At 70.7% G+C, this 21,409-nt stretch carries 22 protein-coding genes and 1 riboswitch; of the genes, 7 read left to right on the top strand and 15 right to left on the bottom strand.

The window, feature by feature from the left end; translation table 11 throughout:
- Nucleotides 1-17 precede the first annotated feature (17 nt).
- Both O7601_RS08575 and O7601_RS08570 read left to right on the top strand, forming a co-directional pair.
- On the top strand, nucleotides 18-347 hold the full coding sequence (locus O7601_RS08575) for a hypothetical protein (protein WP_281565662.1): 330 nt from the start codon (nucleotides 18-20) through the stop codon (nucleotides 345-347).
- A gap of 25 nt (nucleotides 348-372) precedes the next feature.
- Nucleotides 373-900, top strand: a complete 528-nt coding sequence (locus O7601_RS08570; protein ID WP_281565661.1) for a hypothetical protein — start codon at nucleotides 373-375, stop codon at nucleotides 898-900.
- A gap of 199 nt (nucleotides 901-1,099) precedes the next feature.
- Here O7601_RS08570 and paaE read toward each other — a convergent pair whose 3' ends face one another.
- From paaE to paaA, 5 genes are read right to left on the bottom strand one after another with little or no spacing between them, the layout of a single operon-like run.
- Nucleotides 1,100-2,239, bottom strand: coding sequence for a 1,2-phenylacetyl-CoA epoxidase subunit PaaE (gene paaE, locus O7601_RS08565; protein WP_281565660.1), 1,140 nt, complete (start codon nucleotides 2,237-2,239; stop codon nucleotides 1,100-1,102).
- Entirely contained in the window at nucleotides 2,236-2,712 is a 477-nt protein-coding gene (paaD, locus tag O7601_RS08560) for a 1,2-phenylacetyl-CoA epoxidase subunit PaaD (RefSeq protein ID WP_281565659.1), read from the bottom strand. Before paaD ends, paaE begins: the two co-directional genes overlap by 4 nt.
- Before the next feature lie 4 nt (nucleotides 2,713-2,716).
- Nucleotides 2,717-3,442 (bottom strand): 1,2-phenylacetyl-CoA epoxidase subunit PaaC, encoded by a 726-nt coding sequence (gene paaC / locus O7601_RS08555; RefSeq protein WP_281565658.1) that lies wholly within the window; start codon nucleotides 3,440-3,442, stop codon nucleotides 2,717-2,719.
- Nucleotides 3,439-3,726: a 1,2-phenylacetyl-CoA epoxidase subunit PaaB gene (gene paaB / locus O7601_RS08550; RefSeq protein ID WP_281565657.1), complete on the bottom strand. Its 288-nt coding sequence runs from the start codon at nucleotides 3,724-3,726 to the stop codon at nucleotides 3,439-3,441. The genes paaC and paaB overlap by 4 nt, the downstream gene beginning before the upstream one ends.
- Nucleotides 3,723-4,778: a 1,2-phenylacetyl-CoA epoxidase subunit PaaA gene (paaA, locus tag O7601_RS08545; RefSeq protein ID WP_281565656.1), complete on the bottom strand. Its 1,056-nt coding sequence runs from the start codon at nucleotides 4,776-4,778 to the stop codon at nucleotides 3,723-3,725. Before paaA ends, paaB begins: the two co-directional genes overlap by 4 nt.
- A 356-nt stretch (nucleotides 4,779-5,134) precedes the next feature.
- On the opposite strand from paaA, the gene O7601_RS08540 reads away from it, so the two are divergent.
- Entirely contained in the window at nucleotides 5,135-6,112 is a 978-nt protein-coding gene (locus O7601_RS08540; RefSeq protein ID WP_281565655.1) for a hypothetical protein, read from the top strand.
- The gene (locus O7601_RS08535) at nucleotides 6,112-7,047 is read left to right on the top strand and encodes a serine hydrolase (RefSeq protein ID WP_281565654.1); all 936 of its coding nucleotides are present in this window, start codon (nucleotides 6,112-6,114) and stop codon (nucleotides 7,045-7,047) included. Before O7601_RS08540 ends, O7601_RS08535 begins: the two co-directional genes overlap by 1 nt.
- A 131-nt stretch (nucleotides 7,048-7,178) precedes the next feature.
- Here O7601_RS08535 and O7601_RS08530 read toward each other — a convergent pair whose 3' ends face one another.
- Genes O7601_RS08530 through O7601_RS08520 form a run of 3 tightly spaced genes read right to left on the bottom strand, consistent with a single transcriptional unit; the run spans nucleotide 7,179 to nucleotide 10,042 of the window.
- Nucleotides 7,179-8,030 (bottom strand): menaquinone biosynthesis protein, encoded by an 852-nt coding sequence (locus O7601_RS08530; RefSeq protein WP_281565653.1) that lies wholly within the window; start codon nucleotides 8,028-8,030, stop codon nucleotides 7,179-7,181.
- 33 nt (nucleotides 8,031-8,063) lie between these two features.
- Complete coding sequence (locus tag O7601_RS08525) at nucleotides 8,064-9,419, bottom strand: MFS transporter (protein WP_281565652.1); 1,356 nt, start codon at nucleotides 9,417-9,419, stop codon at nucleotides 8,064-8,066.
- 41 nt (nucleotides 9,420-9,460) lie between these two features.
- Nucleotides 9,461-10,042, bottom strand: coding sequence for a metalloregulator ArsR/SmtB family transcription factor (locus O7601_RS08520; RefSeq protein WP_210828548.1), 582 nt, complete (start codon nucleotides 10,040-10,042; stop codon nucleotides 9,461-9,463).
- A 173-nt stretch (nucleotides 10,043-10,215) separates the two neighbouring features.
- Between O7601_RS08520 and O7601_RS08515 the strand changes: the two genes are divergently transcribed.
- The 3 genes from O7601_RS08515 to O7601_RS08505 all read left to right on the top strand — a co-directional run bounded on the left by O7601_RS08515 (nucleotide 10,216) and on the right by O7601_RS08505 (nucleotide 14,038).
- A complete protein-coding gene (locus O7601_RS08515) occupies nucleotides 10,216-12,294 on the top strand; it encodes an AAA family ATPase (protein WP_281565651.1) in 2,079 nt (692 codons plus the stop codon).
- A 135-nt stretch (nucleotides 12,295-12,429) separates the two neighbouring features.
- Nucleotides 12,430-13,200: a VOC family protein gene (locus O7601_RS08510; protein WP_281565650.1), complete on the top strand. Its 771-nt coding sequence runs from the start codon at nucleotides 12,430-12,432 to the stop codon at nucleotides 13,198-13,200.
- Nucleotides 13,201-13,273: 73 nt separating this feature from the next.
- Nucleotides 13,274-14,038 (top strand): VOC family protein, encoded by a 765-nt coding sequence (locus O7601_RS08505; protein WP_281565649.1) that lies wholly within the window; start codon nucleotides 13,274-13,276, stop codon nucleotides 14,036-14,038.
- Between the two features lie 6 nt (nucleotides 14,039-14,044).
- Here O7601_RS08505 and O7601_RS08500 read toward each other — a convergent pair whose 3' ends face one another.
- From O7601_RS08500 to mqnE, 7 genes are all read right to left on the bottom strand, one after another.
- Nucleotides 14,045-14,842 carry an ABC transporter ATP-binding protein gene (locus tag O7601_RS08500; RefSeq protein ID WP_281565648.1) on the bottom strand — a complete coding sequence of 266 codons (798 nt, stop codon included), beginning with the start codon at nucleotides 14,840-14,842 and terminating at the stop codon, nucleotides 14,045-14,047.
- The gene (locus O7601_RS08495; protein WP_281565647.1) at nucleotides 14,839-15,939 is read right to left on the bottom strand and encodes an iron ABC transporter permease; all 1,101 of its coding nucleotides are present in this window, start codon (nucleotides 15,937-15,939) and stop codon (nucleotides 14,839-14,841) included. Before O7601_RS08495 ends, O7601_RS08500 begins: the two co-directional genes overlap by 4 nt.
- Nucleotides 15,940-15,966: 27 nt before the next feature.
- On the bottom strand, nucleotides 15,967-16,902 hold the full coding sequence (locus O7601_RS08490) for an ABC transporter substrate-binding protein (protein ID WP_281565646.1): 936 nt from the start codon (nucleotides 16,900-16,902) through the stop codon (nucleotides 15,967-15,969).
- 109 nt (nucleotides 16,903-17,011) lie between these two features.
- Nucleotides 17,012-17,072: riboswitch (cobalamin riboswitch) on the bottom strand.
- A 170-nt stretch (nucleotides 17,073-17,242) separates the two neighbouring features.
- Entirely contained in the window at nucleotides 17,243-19,123 is a 1,881-nt protein-coding gene (locus O7601_RS08485) for a M14 family zinc carboxypeptidase (protein ID WP_281565645.1), read from the bottom strand.
- Nucleotides 19,124-19,299: 176 nt separating this feature from the next.
- Entirely contained in the window at nucleotides 19,300-19,593 is a 294-nt protein-coding gene (locus tag O7601_RS08480; RefSeq protein WP_281565644.1) for a DUF4229 domain-containing protein, read from the bottom strand.
- Nucleotides 19,594-19,630: 37 nt separating this feature from the next.
- Complete coding sequence (locus tag O7601_RS08475) at nucleotides 19,631-20,053, bottom strand: hypothetical protein (protein ID WP_281565643.1); 423 nt, start codon at nucleotides 20,051-20,053, stop codon at nucleotides 19,631-19,633.
- A 24-nt stretch (nucleotides 20,054-20,077) separates the two neighbouring features.
- Complete coding sequence (mqnE, locus tag O7601_RS08470) at nucleotides 20,078-21,247, bottom strand: aminofutalosine synthase MqnE (protein WP_281565642.1); 1,170 nt, start codon at nucleotides 21,245-21,247, stop codon at nucleotides 20,078-20,080.
- Nucleotides 21,248-21,409: the final 162 nt, after the last annotated feature.

Below are 21,409 nucleotides of genomic sequence, written 5' to 3'. Positions count from 1 at the left end.
ACGGGGGCTTAACGAGGGTGAGTCTCGGCGAGTTACGAGACGAGCTCGGCTACCGGAAGTTGGGGCGATGGGTTCTCGCAGAGATCGCCGACACGCTGCAGGCGACGGGGCTTGGGTTCTTTCCGACTCATCGCCTGGACGCTGAGATCAACAAGGAGCCACGCCAGTGGCAGACGGTGTGGATCTACCAGCGGGACGAAGGGCCGCGCGCCCGTCTGATCGAAGCGATTCTTCATCCGGACGACTACGACGTGCGGGGCGTGCTGGACAGCATCGCCGGGATCAACCTGGACGCACTCAGCGACTCCCAGCGACTGCAGCGAATTCGCGACATCGTCAACGCCTAGAGCCCAACCTGGAGGGAGGCGGCCAATGAGTGCCCACATGTTCGTGGACGAGACCAAGGAACGGGGCTTACTCGTCGCCGCCGCAGTGGTCATGGGTCCTGACCTCGCACCAGCCCGCAAGGTCGTCCGCAGCCTCGTTCTTCCTGGGCAGCGTCGGATTCACTTCCACAAGGAGCGGGACGACAGACGCCGACAGATCATCACCGCCATCGGCAGAGTGGGCGTCCAGGCCGTGATCCTCGATGCGAGCAGTCACCGCAGCGTGAAAAGCGGCCGTGACGCGTGCCTGGCCGGGATCGTCGGTCATGCAGCGAAGATCGGTGCAACTCGGCTTGTACTTGAACGTGATGACTCGACGCTGAAGGCGGACCGGCGGCTCCTCTTCGAGGAGGTACGCAGGGCAGGTCTGGCTGACACCCTCCACTACGACCACCTGCGCGCGCACGAGGAATGCCTGCTGTCCATACCTGACGCTCTGGCGTGGTGCTGGGCCAGGCGGGGACGATGGCGGGCAGCCGTGCAACGAATGGTCGATGAGGCACACGAGGTGTGAAGACGCGAAACCCGGCCCACCCACCGTCCGGAAGGCTGCCGGGTCCACTTCCAAAGAGCTACTGCTCCTGGCAGCCACCAAGATACCGCCCCGGTAACTGCGATAACAAGCTTTATCGCAGTTACCGGGGCGGGGTCGGATCACGATCAGGCCGGGGTTCTCGGCGGAGCAGCTTGATGACGGCCGCCGAGTCGAAGCGTCACGCGTCGTAGTCGATGGTGAGGGTGTCGGTCAGCGGGCTGGACTGGCAGGTCAGCACGTAGCCGGCGGCCACCTCGTCGGGCTCCAGGGCGTAGTTGCGGGCCATCTCCACCTCACCGGAGACGACCTTGGCCCGGCAGGTCGAGCAGACCCCACCCTTGCAGGCGTACGGCAACTCGCCGCGGACCTTCAGCGCCGCGTCCAGCACGCGTTCGTCGCGGCGCATGGTGAAGCTCGACGAGCGTCCGTCGAGCATGATCGTCACGTCGGTGCCGCCGGACGCGTCGTCCGTCCGGCGCACCGGCTCGGGCGGCGCGTCGACGTGGAACAGCTCGGTGTGCACGGCCGACTCCGCGACACCCCGCGCGGTCAGCACCGCGCGAGCGTCCACCACCAGTCCGTACGGGCCGCAGAGGAACCACTCCTCGATCGCCTCGCCGGGCACGATGGTCTCCAGCAGCCGGCCCAGCCGCTCCGCGTCGATCCGACCCGACAGCAGCGACGAATCGCCCTGTTCCCGGGAGAGCACATGCACCAGGTGCAGCCGGGTTGGGTAGCGGTCCTTCAGGTCGGCCAGTTCCTCGGCGAACATCACGCTGCCGGCCGTGCGGTTGCCGTACACCAGGGTGAAGGTGCTGGCCGGTTCGACGGCCAGTGCGGTGGCGACCAGCGAGAGCACCGGGGTGATGCCCGAGCCGGCGACCACCGCGCCGTAGCGGCGAGCCCGGTCCGGCGCGAAGGCCGTGGTGAAGTGCCCCATCGGCGGCAGCACCTCGATGGTGTCGCCGTGCCGCAGCGCCCCACAGGCGTAGCCGGAGAAGGCCCCGCCCGGGATCTCCCGCACACCGATCCGCAACCGCCCGTGCCGCGCCAGGTCCGCCGGGGTCGAGCAGATCGAGTACGAACGACGCACGTCCCCGCCGGAGGCCACACCACCGTCACTCTCCGCCGCACCGGCGGCGGCCGGCAGGCGTACGGTCAGGTGCTGGCCGGCGCGGAAGGCGAAGGTCTCGCGCAGTTCCTCCGGCACCGCGAAGGTGATCGCGACGGCGTCGGCGGTGAGCCGGTCCACGGCGACGACGGGCAGCGGATGGAACACCGGCCGGCGGCGGACGGGGCGGGTGATGGTGACAGTCACAGGGCCTTCACCTGGTCGAAGGGTTCGGTGCAGGAGCGGCAGCGCCACAGCGCCTTGCACGCGGTGGAGCCGAAACGGCTGAGCTGCTCGGTCTCCGGCGACCCACAGCGTGGGCAGCGCACTGACAGGGTGATCGGCACGACGCCGTCGCGCCGAACCGGGGCGGGTGGGGCGATGCCGGCAGCGGCCAGCTTGGCCCGCCCGGCGTCGCTGATCCAGTCGGTGCTCCAGGCCGGGCTGTGCACCGTACGCACCTCGGCGTCCGGATGACCGGCGGCGGCCAACGCGCGCCGGATGTCGGCGCGGATGACGTCCATCGCCGGGCAGCCGGTGTAGGTGGGGGTGATCGTCACCACCACCCGGCCGGTGGCCGGGTCCTCCTGCACCGAGCGGAGGATGCCGAGATCGTCAATGGTGACCACCCGGATCTCCGGATCCACCACCGCCGCCACGGCCTCCCGTGCCCGGCTCATCGGGTCACCAGCGGGCTCCGGGGTGCGCGCGATGCACCACCTGCATCTCGGCGAGCAGGTACGACAGGTGTTCGGTGTGCACTCCGTCGCGTCCGCCGGCCGGCGTCCAGCCGACCCCCGAGACGGAGAGGGTCGCCTCGGTGAGCACGGCGGTCACGGTGTCGTCGAACTCGGACCGCAGGGTCGCCGGGTCGACCGGCGCGTCCGGCCATGCGGTGAACAACTCGTCGGCGTACGGCCAGATCTGGTCGACGCCGGCCTGCATCCGTCGGTGCGACTCCTCGGTCCCGTCACCGAGCCGCCGCACCCACAGCGCGGCGTGGTCCAGATGGTACGCGGACTCCTTGCGGGCTTTGCCGCCGACGGCGGCCAGCCGCTCGTCCGGGCAGCCGGCCAGGGCGGTGTAGAGCGGCACCTGGTACGCCGCCAGGGCGAGCAGCTTCGCCATGGTCACCGCGAAGTCACCGTTGGGCAGCTCGACCAGCAGGCAGTTGCGGAACTCCCGGTCGTCGCGCAGGTACGCCAGCGCGTCCTCGTCCCGGCCGGCGCCCTCCAGCTCGCCCGCGTACGACAGCAGGAGCCGGGCGGCACCGAGCTGGTCCAGGGCGATGTTGGACAGCGCGATGTCCTCCTCCATCTCCGGTGCCCGGGTGCTCCATTCGGCCAGCCGTTGCGCCGCGATGAGCGCGTCGTCGCCGAGGGCGAGGGTGAAGGGGAAGAGATCGCTCACAGGTGTGCCACCCCGTCGGGTACCTCGTAGAAGGTGGGGTGGCGGTAGACCTTGTCGGCGGCCGGGTCGAAGAAGGCGTCCTTCTCGTCCGGGCTGGAGGCGGTGATGGCATTCGCCGGCACCACCCAGATCGACACCCCCTCCTGACGTCGGGTGTAGAGGTCACGGGCGTTACGCAGGGCCAGTTCGGCGTCGGGCGCGTGCAGGCTGCCGACGTGGGTGTGCGCCAGCCCGCGCCGGGCTCGGACGAAGACCTCCCAGAGCGGGGTGTGTTGCCGGCTCACGCTGCCACCTTCTCCCTCTCCGCACGCTTGGCGGCGTACGCGGCGGCCGCCTCGCGCACCCAGGCGCCCTCGTCGTGCGCGCGGCGCCGGTGCTCCATCCGCTGCCGGTTGCACGGCCCGTCACCCTTGATCACCCGCATCAGCTCGTCATAGTCGGGCTGGGTGAAGTCGTACGCCTGGCGCTCGTCGTTCCAGCGCAGCTCCGGGTCGGGCAGGCGTAGCCCGAGCGCCTCGGCCTGGCCGACGCACATGTCCACGAACCGCTGGCGCAGCTCGTCGTTGGAGAACCGCTTGATCTTCCAGGCCATCGACTGGGCGGAGTGGGTGGAGTCGCCGTCGGGCGGGCCGAACATGGCCAGGGACGGGTACCACCAGCGGTCCACCGAGTCCTGGGCCATCGCCTTCTGCGCCGGGGTGCCGTGCGCCAGGGTGTGCAGGATCTCGTAGCCCTGGCGCTGGTGGAACGACTCCTCCTTGCAGACCCGGATCATGGCGCGGGCGTACGGACCGTAGGAGCAGCGGCACAGCGGCACCTGGTTGACGATCGCGGCACCGTCCACCAGCCAGCCGATCGCCCCGACGTCGGCCCAGCTCAGGGTGGGGTAGTTGAAGATCGAGCTGTACTTCTGCCGGCCGTTGAGCAGCAGGTCGACCAGCTCGTCCCGGCTGACGCCGAGGGTCTCGGCGGCGGCGTAGAGGTAGAGGCCGTGGCCGGTCTCGTCCTGCACCTTGGCCAACAGGATCGCCTTGCGCTTGAGCGACGGGGCGCGGCTGATCCAGTTGCCCTCCGGCTGCATGCCGATGATCTCGGAGTGGGCGTGCTGGGCGATCTGCCGGATCAACGTGCGCCGGTAGGCCTCCGGCATCCAGTCGCGGGGTTCGATCTTCTGGTCGGCGTCGACGACCTCGGCGAAGTAGGCGGCCAGGTCACCGCCGGGCTCGACGGCGCCACGGCCGCGTTCCGCCGCCGCACGCAACGCCGCCTCCGCCGCCTCGACCTCGCCGAGCAGCCCGCCGGGCGGGTCCTCGCCCGGGAAGTCATTGCCATACATGCTCCCAGTGTTACAGCTAGGGGTGGAAGGCGCCAGAGGGTGTCATACAAATTCGAGACCTCCCACCGTGACGTCCCGGTCGCCATCAGTGGCGCCGCCGACTATGAGTTAGGTCACGAACCAGCGACAAATCCTCGCAACGACCGCATAGCGGTTCGTTATCCCGTCTTCACGGCGAGTCGCCAGGTGTCGAGTCCTGGCATAACGTCGATCCGCACGTAGACTTCCCCCGTCACACCGATCGGCTGAAGACGATTGCCAGCTCAGGGCCACTTCCCCCGGCCCAGGCGATCCGCACCGGTCAGTCCTGGCAACCAGCCGGTCCCCCGGCCCCGACATCTGGAGCTCACCCGCTCATGCGACCTCGCGTGACAATGGTGTTCGCCGCGACGGCGGTACTGCTCGGCGGCGTCATGCTGGTGCCGGCCGCCTACGCCCGGCTCTCCGCCGGCAAGGCGGAGGCCAGCCCGGAGAGCGTCGCCGCGCCCGCACCCGCGCCGCCCCCGCCGCCGACCCTTGCCGCCGGCAAGGTCTCGGTGAATTTCAAGGGCGAGTTCTTCTCCTGGGCGCTGCTGGACCGGGAGACCGACCAGCTCGCCGGCTCCAAGAACATGGCCGCGACCAGCTCGACCGAGTCGATGCTCAAGGCCTGGATCGTCGCCGACTACCTGCGGCAGCTCGGCGACAAGGAGCCGCCCGCGTCGATGAAGAAGATGGCCAGCACGGCCATCCGGGACAGCAACGACGACGCGGCCAACAAGGTCTACGCCGCCGCGGGCGGTTCCTACCGCGCTCCCTCGAACGGGCAACCCAACCCGGTGATCAAGCGGGCGATCAGCCTGTGCGACCTCACCGACACCAAGCCCGGCAACGTCAAGGGCTACGAGGGCTGGTGGAGCTTCACCCGAATGTCGCCACGCGACGCGGTACGGCTCGGAGACTGCATCGCCGACGGCACCGCCGCCGGACCCAAATGGACGAAATGGCTGCTCACCGAGATGAGCAAGGTTCGCGGCAGCACCGCCGCCAAGGACCAGAAGCCCCGGGAGGGCGGCGGCCGGTGGGGCATCATCGACGGCCTGCCGGAATCGATCACCAGTCAGGGTCCGGTCAGCATCAAGAACGGCTGGACCCCCCTCGCCTACGACGGCAACTGGCACGTCAACTGCCTGGCCGTGACTGAGAAGTGGAGCCTCGCGGTGATGCTGCGGTACCCCTTCAAAGGCGGGCTCGACTACGGGTCGGACGTCTGCGCCAGCGTCGCCAGCCAGTTGGTGACGCCGCAGCCAGGTGGTGCCCTGAAGGTGCCGCAGCAGCCGATCGGGAAGCTCTGATGGCCGGCCGCAGCCGCAACGGCGAGGCATCGCCGATGCGTCTGATCGCGATCGCGGCCGTGCTGATCGGGCTGGTCCTGGTCTCGCTGCGCCTGCTACCCGGCTCACCCTTCGAGTCCACCGCCGCCGCCCAGTGGGGTCGGGGTGAGTCCCCGGCGGCCCGGGACGGCGCACTGACCGACCGCAGCGAACGGCCGTCGCCGTCACCGAGCCCCTCGCCGGAGCCCGAGCCGCTGCCGTTCGAGGCGAAGGAGATCGACCTGGACATCGACGGCTGGTACGGGTGGAGCGTGCTGGACCGCCGCTCGGGGGAGATCATCGGCTCGGACAACATGGACGAGACCAGCACCACCGCCTCCCTCATCAAGGCCTGGATCGTCGCCGACTATCTGCGCCGTACCGCCGACGCCGGGCAGACCCCGAGCGACGCGAAGCTGGACGACCTGACCAGGATCATCCGGGACAGCGACAACACCCGCACCGAGCAGCTCTACACCCAGATCGGCCGATCGGCCTCGATCAAGCGGCTGCTGTCGACCTGTGAGCTGACCGACAGCAAGGTGTCCAGTGATCTCGGCTGGAGCCGTACCGAACTCTCCCCCCGGGACACCGCCCGCCTCGGCGAGTGCATCGCCGACGGCACGGCCGCCGGCCCGAAGTGGACTAAGTGGCTGATCAGCGAGATGCGCCAGGTACGCGGTGCTGGCGACTTCGGCATCCGCAAGGCGTTCCCGGCCGCCCAGGCGAAGAAGATCGCCATCAAGAACGGCTGGGTCGACCGCACCCGCGAGCAGGAGATCCACGTCAACTGCCTGGCGATCGGCGACACCTGGACGATGGGCGTGATGCTCCAGTACCCGATCAACAAGGGCTACGAGTACGGCATGAACAACTGCGAAAAGATCACCAACGCCCTCCTCACCCAAACCCCCTAACCACCCCACCCCCACTCCGAAGCTCGCCGATCTTGCACTTGGGGTCGTTGATTCGCGGCTTATGCCCGAAAGGCGACGACCAAAAGTGCAAGATCGCGGGAGGGGTCGGGGGAAGGGGAGCTGGGGTGGGGTTAGCGGGTGAAGAAGGTGGGGCCGGTGGGGGGTAGGGACGGGGTTTCGCCGTGGGCGGCGGCGCGGCGGGCGAACTCGCGGATTCCGGCGACCTGACGTTCGCCGAGGGAGAAGTCCAGGGCGCGGAAGTAATCCGCTAGCGTGCTGGCGTCGAACGGCTCCCATCGGGCTGCCGACTCGGCGACCTGGTCCAGTTCGGCCAGGCACAGGTCGCGCGAGCGGAGGAACGCCTCGTGCACCTCCTTGACCAGTCCGGGATGGGCGGCGGCGAAGTCGCGGCGAACGGCCCAGACCGCGAAGACCATCGGCAGCCCGGTCCACTCCCGCCACGCCTGACCCAGGTCGGTCACGGTCAGCCCCTGCCGGGGTGCCTCGTACATCGCCCGCAGCGCCACGTCGCCGATCAACACCGCGGCGTCGGCCTCCAACAGCATCTGGGTCAGGTCCGGCGGGCACCGGAAGTACTCCGGTTGGACCCCGTACCGTTCGCGCAGCAGCAACTGGGCGAGCAGCACCCCGGTCCGTGAGGTGGAGCCAAGCGCCACCCGGGCGCCGTCGAGGTCGGCCAGCGGCCGGGTGCTCACCAGGTTGACCGACAGCACCGGCCCGTCGCTACCCACGGCCAGGTCGGGCAGGAGCAGCAACTCGTCAGCATGCTTCAGGTACTCGACGAAGGTGATCGGCCCGATGTCCAGGTCACCGGCGACGAGTTGGGCGCTGAGCCGGTCCGGCGAGTCCTTGCGCAGGTCGATGTCGACCAGGGTGCCGGAGCGCATCAGCCCCCAGTAGATGGGCAGGCAGTTGAGGAACTGGATGTGCCCGACGCGGGGGCGGGCAAGGCGCTCGACCATGCCCCGACCGTATCCCCGCCGCCCTTGACCTGCTCAGCCGGACGTCGCGGAAGTGGCCAACCCCGCACCCGCCGGCCCGGCTTGCGGTGGCCCGACGTCCACCGGCTCGGTCTGCGCGGAGCCTTCCGGGTTCCGCAGCTGCCCGATGCGGGAGCGCTCGGCCCGCACCGTCCGGCGGACCGGCACCACGAAGCCGAGCAGCACCAGCAGCCCGGCCGCCCCACAGCCGACGATCAGCGGGCGAGGTTCGGTCACCTCCAGGAGCAGACCACCGACCAGGTAACCGAACATTGCCGCCCCCTGCACCGCGGCACCCACGGCGGCGAAGGCCCGCCCGCGGGCCGCCTCGGGTACCCGCCGCGCCACCACCACGTTGTGGAAGACGTTGTCGCCGCCGTTGCAGAGGCCGCCGAGCAGCCAGAGCGGCACCAACAGCGGAGCCGTGGGCACCGTCACCGAGAGCAAAACCGCCGCGCAACAGCCGCCGAGCAGCAGTAGGCCACCCTGTACCAGGGCACCGTCGTCGATGAACCGCCCGGCCACCCTGGCGAAGATCCAGGCACCGGCGAGCACACCGAGCGTCCAGGCCCCGGTCACCAGGCCGTACACGGAGGCAGAGGCGCCGAGGGTTTCACGTACGTAGAAGACCTCGATGACGTTGATCGCGCCGACGGCCGCGATCACGCCGGCCAGGGTCGCCACCATCGCCACCAGCAGCGGATCCCGCCGGAGCCGCCAACCTCGTGCTGCCTTGACGTCGCGGTCCGCGACCGCCGCGCCCACCGAAGGACTGCCGGGCACCGCTGCCCGCCGCGCACCACCCCTGCGGGTACGCACGAGCAGGCCGGCGACGACGAGCGGCAGATAGCCGCTTGCGGCGATCAGCAGCGGTACCCGGGAACCGAAGCCGCCCACCAGGAACCCGGCCATGGCCGGTCCGGTCAGCACACCGAGCATGCCTGCGGTCTGGTTGAGTGCGGTGGCCCTGGGCAGATCGGTGGGGAGGACCATGGCGGGGACCAGCGCGGCGAGCACCGGCTGGGCGACTGCCAGGCCGCTGGCGAGCAGCGCGACCAGCCCCACGACCAGCAACGGATGGTCGGCGTACGCCAGCGCTAGGCAGATCACCGACTGGGCCAGACCGGCTCCGACCAGCAGCGTCCGGCTGTCCACCCGATCGGCGAGCCGACCGGTCAGCGGGGCGAGCACCACGAGCGGCAGCGTCGCCGCCAACAGCATCCCCGCGACGGCACGGCCGCCTGCGCCGGACGACTGGAGGGTCAGCGTCAGCGTGGTCGCCGCGAGGAACTGCCCGCAGGTGGCGAGACCACGGGCGGCGGTGGCCAGGGCGACGTCGGCCCACCGCGACTCGCCAGATGTGAAGGACATGCTTCGAAAGTAATGCTTCACATCTGGTTGACGCAAGCAGGTCAGGCCAGCGGCAGCGCCCGGTACTGGACGGCCACCCGGCGCGCGCCCGGCGGCGGATCGGTCCGGGTACGTTTGCGGTACGGCCGGAGCAGGGCCGTCACCGCCTCGTTCAACTCCGCCAGCTCCTCGGCGGTGAGCAGCAACAAAGACTCGCTGAGAATCGCGCTGCGATACCACTCCTCGGATTCGTCCGGAGCCCGGCGCAGCCAGTCCCGGCTGCGCTCCAGTTCCCGGGCCAGAAATACCTCGACCAGGGTCTGCTCGGCGTCGCGTACCGACGGGTCGGCGTCCCGGCCGGCGTCGATCGTCCACGACTGGATCGCGGCACGCCACAGTCGCTCGCGGGCGTCCCCCCGGCTCGGCGCCTGCTCCACCAGGCCGAACCTGGCCAGTGCCCGCAGGTGGTAGCTGGTCGCGCTCGGCGACAGGCCCACCACCTCGGCGCACTCGGTGGCGGTCACCGCGCCCTCGGTCGTCGCCAGGTGTTCCATGATCGCGAGCCGGGCCGGGTGAGCGAGTGCCCGCAGCGTCTGCGGGTCGCTGATCGTCACCCGGGGCGGCTCGGGGTTCGCCTGCGTCATGTCCCCATGATCCCCGGCCGGGAGGAAAACCGGTTGTCCACGGCGCGCCCTCCAGTAGGCTGTTCGTTCCGCCTGACGGCCGCGGTGAGTAGCACCGCAGCGGACGTCCCCGCGCCGACCCACGAGTCGGAAACGCGAGCGGCAGCCTTCTTCCCGTGTCGAGGAGTCCGTGGATGAGCCTGCACGCCCAAGAAACGCCCCAGCCGCCCCCGCTCGACGACGAGTTGGCCGCCGAACGGGCACACCTGACCCGCTCGCGGGCGGCGCTGCACCGGATGCGGGAACGCGCCGAGGCGCTCTTCGCCACCGGCGACAAGGTGGCCGGGGACGCGTACACCGCCGAACAGCTCGGCCGGCACCTGGCTCGGCGGGTCGCCGAACTGGCCGACGACCCGCGTACCCCGCTCTTCTTCGGCCGACTCGACTTCGGCGACGCAGATGCCGCACACGCCGGCCGCCGTTACCACGTCGGCCGCCGGCACGTCACCGACGATCAGGGCGAATCGCTGGTGCTGGACTGGCGGGCGCCGATCTCCCGCACGTTCTACCGGGCCAGTGCCCGCGATCCGCAGGGCCTGGCGGTACGCCGCCGGTTCGGGTTCGGCGACGGGAAGCTGACCAGCTTCGAGGACGAGCACCTCGACCGGGGCGAGGAACTCGGCACGGCCAGCCGGATCCTCACCGCCGAGATCGAACGTCCCCGGGTCGGGCCGATGCGCGACATCGTCGCCACCATCCAGCCCGAGCAGGACGAACTCGTCCGGGCGGACCTGGCCGACTCGATCTGCGTGCAGGGCGCCCCGGGCACCGGCAAGACCGCCGTCGGGCTGCACCGGGCGGCGTACCTGCTCTACCTGCACCGGGAGCGGCTGCGCCGGTCGAAGGTGCTGGTCGTGGGGCCGAACCGGGCCTTCCTCGGCTACATCGCGGCGGTGCTGCCCGCGCTCGGTGAGATCGAGGTGGAGCAGGCCACCGTGGAGGACCTTGTCACCCGGGTACCGGTCCGCGCGGTGGACCCGCCGGTGGTGGCCGCGCTCAAGCACGACGCCCGGATGGCCGAGGTGCTGCGCCGGGCCGTCGACGCGTACGTCGGCGAGCCGGCGGAACCGGTGCTCGTCTCCGACGGCTCGTTCCGCTGGCGGATCGGGCTGGAGCCGCTGCACCGGCTGGTCCAGGACACCCGCACGGAACGACCGCCGTACGCCGTCGGGCGGGACCGGGTCCGGGCCCGGGTGGTCGGACTGCTGCAACGGCAGGCCGAGGCGCGGCGGGCGGAGTCACCGGGCGACGCGTGGCTGCGCCGGATGAGCCGGTCGAAGCCGGTCACCGGGTTTCTGGACGCCGTCTGGCCGGCGCTCACCCCGGAGGGTCTGCTGCACGCGCTGTACACCGACCGGGAGCGGCTCGCTCGGGCCGCTGACGATCTGCTCACGCCCGACGAGCAACGCCTGCTCACCCACCCGGCAGCCGGGACCGGGCGCGCGACCGGCACCGGGTTGGGGCGGACGGCGAAGGCGACCCGGTGGACGGCCGCCGACGCGGTGCTGATCGACGAGGCGGCCGGACTGCTCGAACGGCCGGGCGGCTACGGCCATGTCGTGGTGGACGAGGCGCAGGACCTCTCCCCGATGCAGTGCCGGGTCATCGCCCGGCGCAGCGAGCACGGCTCGCTCACGCTCCTCGGCGATCTGGCGCAGGCGACCGCGCCGTGGGCGGCCAGCGACTGGCGGGAGAGCCTGCGCCACCTGGGCAAGCCGGACGCGACGGTGGTGCCGTTGACCATCGGGTTCCGGGTGCCCGCCGCCGTGCTCTCCTTCGCCAACCGGCTGCTACCGGTGCTGGCCGTCGACGTGCCGCCGGCCGAGTCGCTGCGCAACGACGGCGCGCTTGAGGTGCGTACCGTCAGCGATCTCGCGGCCGCGACGGTGGCCGAGGTGCGGGCGGCGCTCGCGTTCGAGGGGTCGATCGCGGTGATCGCCGCCGACGACGCCGTGGACGGGCTGCGGTCGGCGCTGGCCGAGTCGGGGGTGCAGACCGCGACCCCCGACGAACCGGCCATCGGCGCGCGCGTCACGGTCATGCCCGCCACTCTGGTCAAGGGCCTGGAGTACGACCACGTCATCGCGGTCGAACCGGCCGCCATCGCGACCGCCGAGCCACGCGGCCTGAACCGGCTGTACGTGGTACTTACCCGGGCGGTGTCCCGGCTGTCCGTGCTGCACGCCGCGCCGCTACCCGCCCCGCTCGGCTGACTCCCGACCGGGCGGGACCGGGTCGCCGGTTCAGTTGACGTTCCGCCGGTTTCCACCCCGAACTGCGGCGCACCGGTGCCACGATGCCGAGAAGGGTGACCGGTCGGTGGTCGCCGCGGGTCGGGAGGGGTGGCCGTGGTCAGCGTCGCGCCGGGTACGCCCTGCTGGGCCGACCTGGCGACGCCGGGACTCGACGCGGCCCGGCGGTTCTACCCGGAACTGTTCGGCTGGACCGGCCGGGTCGACCCCGAGCCGGAGGCGGGCGGGTACACGGTCTTCCTGCTGGACGGGCGGGCGGTGGCCGGGGCAGGCCCACCGGCCGTGCCGGACCAGGTGCCGATCTGGTCGACGTACGTGGCCACCGACGACGCCGATCTGGTCGCCGGTCGGGTGGAGCGGGCCGGTGGACAGGTGGTGGTGCCGCCGTTCGAGGTCTTCGACCGGGGTCGGATGGCGGTCTTCACCGATCCCGCCGGGGCCGCGTTCAGTGTCTGGCAGCCGATGGCCTTCGCCGGGGCCCAGGTGTTCGACGTGCCCGGTGCGATGAGCTGGACGGAACTGGTCACCCCCGATCCGGACGGGGCACGGATCTTCTACGAGCTGGTCTTCGGCTGGCAGCCGGAGGAGGAGCCGATGGGCCAGGTCGCGTACACCGGTTGGCGGCTCGGCGACCGGTTGGTGGCGGGGATGATGCCGCCGCTGGGCGACGAGTTCCCCTCGGACGGGCCGGCGTACTGGTCGGTGTACTTCGCGGTGGCCGACGCGGACGCCTGCGCGGCGCGCGCCGCCGAACTGGGCGGCACGATCCTGGTGCCGCCCCGCGACATCCCGGCCGGCCGCTTTGCCGCGCTCCGCGACCCGCACGGTGCCCTGTTCCACGTCATCGCCCTCGCCGGGACCCGCTGAACCGCCAGTGAAGTGTCGGACCCGGATGTGACCCTCGCACCGCCCATCATCGACGGAACCGGAGCGTACGCGCATGACCAGCATTCCACCGGGAAGGCCGGCCTGGGTCGACCTGTTCACCAGCGATCCCGCCGCGGCGGCCGGCTTCTACGCCCCGCTGTTCGGCTGGGCGGTCGCCGAGGCGACCGGCGAACCGCCGACCGGCCGTCTCGTCTTCCACCAGCAGGGCAGACCGGTCGCCGGCGCTGGCCCGACCGACGACGGGCAGCCGGCCTGGACGCCCTACCTGGCCACCGAGGATGTCGACACGGCCTGCGAACTCGCGACGGCCACCGGTGGGCGGCTCCGCTCGGGCCCCGTCGAATTGTCCGGCTCCCGTCGCTCGGCGGTGCTCACCGACCCGGCCGGCGCGTCGTTCGGGGTGTGGCAGTCGCTGGGCCGCTCCGGCGCGGAGGTCTTCGACGTGCCGGGCGCGCTGACCTGGGCCGAGCTGACCACCCGGGAGCCTGACCGGGCCAAGGAGTTCTACGGCGCGGTCTTCCGCTGGACGGCCGACGACCAGCCGATGGATGCGATCACCTACACCACCTGGCAACGCGACGGCCAGCAGGTGGCCGGGATGATGCCGATGGTCGGCGAGGAGTGGGGCGACCTACCGTCGCACTGGATGGTCTACTTCGCGGTGACCGACACCGACGCGGTGGCCGACGAGGCGCAGCGGCTCGGTGGCAGCGTGTCCGTCCCGCCGACCGATCTGCCCCGAGGCCGGTTCGCGGTGCTGACCGACCCGCAGGGGGCGTTCTTCTCCATCCTCGGCCCGGTGCCCGCCCCCGCCTGACTCGCCCTACTGTCGCCTGGGGCGTACCGGCACCACTACCGGGCCGTGCTCACCGTCGACGACGCGGACGCTGGCCCGGTAGTGCTCGGCGAGTAGCCGGTCGGTGAGCACCTCCCGGGGGGTGCCGACCGCGACCACCCGGCCGGCGGCGAGCAGCACCATGCGGTCGGCGTACTCGCCGGCGATGGACAGGTCGTGCATGGTGGCCAGCACCGTCAGGCCGTGCGTCCGACGGAGCTGGTCGACCAGTTCGAGGACCTCCTGCTGATGGCCGATGTCGAGGGCGCTGGTGGGCTCGTCCAGCAGCAGCAGGGTGGCGCCCTGAGCCAGCGCCCGAGCCAGGAAGACCCGCTGCCGCTCACCGCCGGAGAGGGTGGCCAACTCCCGGGCGTGGAAGCCGGCAAGGTCCAGCCGGTCGAGCACCTCGTGCACCACGGCCAGGTCGACGGCGGACTCCCGGCCCAACGGCGGGATGTACGGGTTACGACCGAGCAGCACGTAGTCCAGCACCGCCATGCCGGGCGGTACGACCGGCGACTGGGCGACCGTGGCCACCACCCGGGCCCGTTCCCGGCGGCGCAGCTCGGCCAGCGGCGTACCGAAGAGGCGGACGGCGTCCGGAGCGGGGAGCAGACCGCCGACGGCGCGCAGCAAGGTCGACTTGCCCGCCCCGTTGGGGCCGATCACCGTGACCCACTCGCCGGTGGCGACGGTCAGGTCGACGCCCGCGAGGATCCGGGTACCGTCCAGGCTGATCCGCAGGCCGCGCAGGTCGACGGCGGGCGCGGCCGACGAGCCGGTCATGTCAGCACCCGCCGGGCCGAGCGCAGCACCACCACGAAGAACGGCCCACCCAGCAGCGCGGTGACCACCCCGATCGGGATCTCCTGCGGTGCGGCGGCGGTGCGCGCCACCACGTCGGTAAGCGCGAGGAAGGCTCCACCGAACAGCAACGACAGCGGCAGGATCACCCGGTAGCTCGCTCCGGCGAGCATCCGTACGGTGTGCGGCACGATGATGCCGACGAAGCCGATCAGGCCGGAGGCGGAAACGGCGGCGGCGGTGCCCAGCGAGGCGGCGGCGATCAGCAGGTACCGGGACCGCTGCGGGTGCAGGCCGAGGCTGGCCGCCTCGTCGTCGCCGACCGAGAGCACGTCCAACTCCCGCCGGTGCAGCAGGATGACCACGCTGGTCAGCAGGAAGTACGGCAGCACCAGCCGGACGTCCTGCCAACCGGCGGTGGCCAGCCGCCCGAGCAGCCAGGAGTACACCTGCTGGATGCTCTCCGCGTGCCGTTGCAGCAGGTACGTCTGCCCGGCGCTGAGGAACGCGGAGACGGCCACCCCGGCCAGGATCAGGGTCGCCGGGGAGCGGCTGCGCCCACCGGCGGCGCCGAGCAGGTAGGTCATCGCCACCGCACCGAGGGAGCCGACGAAGGCGGCCAGCGGGATGGTGGCCGGCAGCCCGCTCAACGCGCCGCCCGCGCCGACGCCCAGGGTCAGCACCACGGTGACCGCCAGCCCGGCCCCGGCCGCGACGCCGAGCAGGTACGGGTCGGCCAGCGGGTTGCGGAACACCCCCTGGTAGGCGCCGCCGGCCAGGGCGAGCAGTCCGCCGACCAGCAGACCCAGCACCGCCCGGGGCAGCCGCAGCTCGGTGACGATGGCGATCTCCCGCTCGGTCAGCCCGCTGTCCAGGCGTACCCCGGGCAGCAGGTTGAGCAGTTCGATCGCGACGCTGCCGGGCGGCAGGCTGACCGGACCAAGCGAGACCCCGGCCACCAGGGCGACGAGCACGGCGAGCACCCCGGCCGCGAGCCAACGTTTCCGCAGGCCCGCCGGCCGGGGCGGGGTGACCGCCCCGGCCGGCGCGACGGGACGACCGCGCTTCACGTCGTGCATGATCCGGTCAGCGACCGGCGGCCATCGTCACGGGGACACCTTGGCGGTGGCGTCCACGATGGTCCGCAGCAGATCCACCACGCGCGGCCCCCACCGGGAGGCGACGTCGTCGTCGAGTTCCACGATCTGGTCCTGCTGCACGGCGGTCAGCGAGCCCCAGCCACTGCGCGCCTTGACCGTCGCGGCGCTCTGCTGGCAGCACTTCACGTCGGAGAGGAAGATGAAGTCCGGGTTGGCGTCGACGATGACTTCCTGGGACAGCTGCGGGTAGCCGCCGTTCTTCCCGTCGGCGTCGGCCGCGTCGGCGATGTTCTCCAGCCCGGCGAGGCTGTAGATCGAACCGATGAAGGTCTTGCTGGTGGCGGTGTACAGCTCCGGACCCAGCTCGTGGAAGTAGGTGGGCGCCTCGGCTCGCTGCGGCACCTCGGCCACGATCTTCGTGATGTCGTCCTTCATCCGCTGGACCACGTCGGCCGCCGCGTCGGGGTTGCCGGTGAGCGTGCCCAGCTCGGTGAGCTGCCGGTAGGAGTCGTCGAGGGTCTGCGCCGCCGGAGCCTGGTAAACGGGGATCTTGAGCTTGGTGAGCTGGTCGACGATCTTGTTGCGGTCGTCGCTGAGCACCACCAGGTCGGGGTCCTTCGCGGCGATCGCCTCGGCGTTCGGCTGGTAGCCGGAGAGATCCGTCTTCGGTGCGTCCGCCGGGAAGTTGGACTGGTCGTCGACCGCGGTGACCTGCGGGCCGGCGTCGATCGCGAAGAGCATCTCGGTGGCCGTCGCCGACAGCGAGACGATCTTCTCGGGTCGCTGTTCCAGGGTCAGCGAACCAACGGTGACGGGGAAGGTGGCGGCGCTCGGGCTGCCGCCGGCGCTGGGGGTGTCGGTGGTCTTCTCGGCGCAGGCGCCGAGCGCGAGCGCAGCCGCCGCCAGGCTGGCGGCGAAGACTGCGGGAGTACGTCTGAACATCGGTCCTCCTGTCGGTCGAGGATGTGCTGCTTCGCCGACAGGGAGCCGGGGCACCCGTCCGCGAGGCGCCCTTCCTCGAGAGCGCGGATCGCGACCGCGCCCCAGGCGACCTGGCTCGTCCCCGGTAACGGGGCATCACAGTTGCGGGACAGCGCCGGTGTCGCACCGGCTTCGCTGGAACGGGTCGGTAAGACCGTAGCGCACGTCGCGTCGGCGCCCCGTTGAGCAGGCCGGTCGCGTTGCCGTAGGCCCGGCGGTGGGCCGCCGGGAGAAAGCCGGTCTGCCCGTTTGGTCCCTGGACGGGGCCCCGCGCGAGGGGGATGGCGGGGCCCCGTTCATCTCAGGAGGAGGTGATGGTGACGTTGTCCACAGCCGCCTCGACGAGGCTGGCGGTCGAGGTGTCCGCGGCCTCCACCAGGATCCGGATGGACTGGCCGGCGTACGGGGTGAGGTTGAGGTTCGACACCGTCCAGGCACCGTTGCGGTTGCTGGCCGCGCCGGACTGGGTGAGCAGCGCCGTGGTGCCGCCGTTGTGCACCACGCTGACCCGGAAGTAGTCCGCCGACGACGCGTTCGAGCCGTGCGCGAGATACCAGGCCAGCGACAGCGTCAACGTGCCGCTGGACGGCAGTGCGACGGCCGGTGAACGGGCACTTGTCGCCCCGCCGTCGATGTCGTAGTCACCCGCGCCGCTGCCCGCGAGCCGGCCGGTCACCAGGTCGTTGCTGCCCGCGTACGGGGTGAGTTGCTTGGCTCCGCTGGAGTTGGTGGCCTGCGCGGCGCCCCGTTCCCACTGGCCGGTGGTCGCGGTGTCGGTGCCGTTGGGGTTGATCGTCCAGCCGGTCGCGGTCTCGAAGGTGTCCGACCAGACCGTGGTCCCCCCGCCACCGGTGCCGCAGTACTGAGCCTGCTTGCCGATGGCCCGGTACGGGCAGTCGGCGTACTCGGAGAGGATCAGCACCGCCTCCCGGTTGCGCGAGGTCTGCTGCGGGATGACCTCGTCGGGCGGGTAGAAGCCGCCGCCGGAGGCCGAGCCCGGGTACAGCTCGAAGGTGTAGGCCCAGATGCCGTGCGTCGCCCACATCCAGTCGATGCTGCTGCCGTCGGTGATGTACAGGTCACTGGACTGCTGCGGGGTGAAGCCGTTGGTCGCCGCCATCTGCTGACCGATGGTGGCGAAGGTGTTGTACTGGTCGGCGCTCATCCCCGGCGCGGTGTTGTTGTACGTGTAGCCGTACGGCCAGAGCACCAGCTCGGAGTAGGTGTGGAAGTCGATGTTGGCCTTGATCTGCTGCACCCCGCCGACAACCCGGCTGTTGACGAAGTTGCGCAGCGCCTGCGTCTCGGGCGCGGAGAACGCCGACGGACCCCGGTAGGTGTCCGAGGAGGTGGAGCCGGACGAGCCGCCGCAGCACCCGAAGTTGTAGCTCCAGTTCCGGTTTAGGTCGGTGCCGACGTACGACGATCCGCTGTTGGGTTGGCGGTTCTTGCGCCACGACCGGTAAGAGCCGGTGGCGATGTCGTACTCGCTGCCGTCCGGGTTGACCGAGGGCACCACCCAGATCTCCCGGCCGTTGACCAGGCTGGTGATCCGCGAGTCGGAGCCATAGTTGTCAGTGAAGAGGTTGAGCAGGTAGATCGCCATCTCGACGGTCAGGTGCTCGCGGGCGTGCTGCTGCGCGTTGAACAGGATCTCCGGCTCGTTCTCGTCGGTGGCGACGTTGTCGGAGATCTTCACCGCGACCAGGTCACGGCCCTCGTACGAGCTGCCGATGCTGATCTTCCGCGCGATCGTCGGGTGATCGGCCACCACCTTGTTGACCGCCGCGATCATCTCTGGGTAGTCGTGGTAGTTGGAGTCGGCCGACGGGAAGCCGAGGACACCGACGTCGCCGTCGGCCTGTCCCCGGTCGGTGGGCAGCGCGGCGATCGCCTCCAGCCGGAAACCGAGCCGGGTGATGGCGGCGGCCTCGGCCCGGGTGGCCGAGACGTGCAGCACACCGTGCTCGGAGTAGTCGATGGCGGCACCCGTACGGGCGACCGCGTTGCGGTCGGCGAGGGTCTTCGGGCCGAGCACCCGGTAGGGCACGGCGGCCGGTTGTTGGTCCCGGTCGGGCGCCGGTTCGGCGGAGACCGGTGGCGCGGCGACGATGAGCAGGCCGAGCCCGGCGGCGACGATGAGCGCCAGGGCACGACGGACGGGAACGGAACGGAAGGCCATGGACAACCTCCTGGAGGCGCGGGGATCCCCCGCTCGGTAGCGGACAGCCCACCACCTGTCACATGGTCATATCAATATTGATCGTTGTTGGGTCCATCCCAACCGGATACTCATGTCGGCGACATGTTTCCGCCCACCGGAACGCCAGATGACCGGAGACCCGGTCACCGGAGCGCTCAGCCCTTCCCGTCGGTCGGCCGATCACCCGTCGCGTCGTCGTCGGCCTGGTCGTCGCCGGCCAGGGCGGACCGCAGCCGCTCCTTCTCCCCGCGACGACGCTCGGCGGCGGCGGCCATCTCCTCGGCCATCTCGTCACGCCAGCCCTTGAGCAGGAAGAACGAGAGGGCTGCGGAGAACAGCAGCGCCAGGATCAACTTGAGGAAGATGTCCATGTCGACCGGCCAGAGGGCCGCCACCACGACCACGAACAAACCGATCCGGCCGAGCGTGTACTTGACCGCCGCACTCACGTTCGTTCGCTCCGCTCGCTCACGTCGTCACTCTGCCTCAGCCGGTCCGGTTGGCCAGCCAGCGCACGCCGGGAAACCAGATCATCGCGTACACCACGGTGAACGTGGTCGCGGCGAGCACGCCGGACAGCAGCGGCGGCAGCGCCCTAGCCACCCCGGCCACCAGCAGCCCGGAGACCACCGCCATCGCCACGGCCACCAGCGCGGCCACCACCCGGGGCGCACCGAAATCCCACGCCCGGAAGTCCTCCCAGAACAGCCAGGCGGGCAGGATCACGGCGAGCCAGCCGTTGGCCTGGCCAAACTCACCGGCACCGAACCAGGCGAAGGCGACGTCGAAGAGCACCAGCACGAGCAGCCCGATGACCACCCCGGCCAGGCCGACACCCACCAGGTCGCCCAGGGTGCGGATCCGCCCCTCGGCGTCCCGGCGGGGAAACGCGCTCTGCTGCTCGGTCATCGTCGTGCCAGGGTACGCGTCGGATCAGGCCCAGACCTGCTGCGGCTCGGCCCGACGCTCGGCCAGCGTGGTGGCCGCGTCGTACTCGCGGACCACCTCGTAGCGGGTGTTGCGCTCGACCGGGCGGAACCCGGCGTCCCAGATGAGGTGCAGCAGGTCGTCGCGGTGCATGGTGTTCGGCGTCCCGTACGAGTCGGCGTCGTGGGTGATCTTGTATTCCACGACCGAGCCGTCCAGGTCGTCGACACCGAAGTTGAGCGAGAGCTGAGCCACCGACAGGCCGTGCATCACCCAGAAGCACTTGACGTGCGGGACGTTGTCGAACAGCAGGCGGGAGACCGCGAAGGTCTTCAGCGACTCGGCCGGCGAGGCCATCGTGGTGCGGGCCTGGATCCGGTTACGGATCTTCCCGTCCGCCGAGTCGACGAAGTCGTGCTGGTAGCGCAGCGGAATGAAGACCAGGAAGCCGCCGGTCTCGTCCTGCAACTCACGCAGCCGCAGTACGTGGTCGACCCGGTGTCGGGGCTCCTCGATGTGGCCGTAGAGCATGGTTGACGGGGTCTTCATCCCCTTGCTGTGCGCCAGCCGGTGGATCCGGGACCAGTCCTCCCAGTGGCAGGCGTGGTCGACGATGTGCTGGCGGATCTCCCAGTCGAAGATCTCCGCGCCGCCGCCGGTAAGCGACTCCAGACCCGCGTCCATCAACTCGTCGAGGATCTCGTCGGCGCCCAGTCCGCTGATCTTCTCGAACCACTGCACCTCGGTCGCGGTGAACGCCTTGAGCTTGACGTTCGGCAGCGCGGCCTTCAGCTCGCGCAGGACCTTGGGGTAGTAACGCCAGGGCAGCGTCGGGTGCAGGCCGTTGACGATGTGCAGCTCGGTGAGCTGCTCGTCCTCCATCTCCTTGGCCTTGCGAACCGCCTCGTCGATACGCATGGTGTACGCGTCCTTCTCGCCCGGCTTGCGCTGGAAGGAGCAGTACGCGCAGCTCGCGCTGCACACGTTCGTGAGGTTCAGGTGCCGGTTGACGTTGAACATCACCCGGTCACCGTTCATCTCGGTGCGCCTGTGGTGGGCCAGCCGCCCCAACCAGGTCAGGTCGTCGCTGGAGTAGAGGGCGATCCCGTCCTCACGAGTCAGCCGCTCCCCCGCGTACACCTTCGCTTCGAGTTCGCGCTTGAGTCCGGCGTCCATCGAAAGCCCCGTCCCCTTCCACCTGCGGTCGCGACCGGAACGCGGTCGCCACCCGAGCCTACGTCGGCCGCGTCGGCAACTCACACCGTGGTGGTCAGCAGCGAACTCTCAGCCTCCCGTTACCCGGCCAGACATCGACAGCAGTGCACCACGTGAGGTAAG

The sequence above is a fragment of the Verrucosispora sp. WMMD573 genome (assembly GCF_027497175.1).
In the GTDB taxonomy this organism is placed as follows: Bacteria; Actinomycetota; Actinomycetes; order Mycobacteriales; family Micromonosporaceae; genus Micromonospora.
The sequence above is the reverse complement of the archived record's forward strand: the minus strand, read 5'-3'. Positions and strand labels throughout refer to the sequence as shown.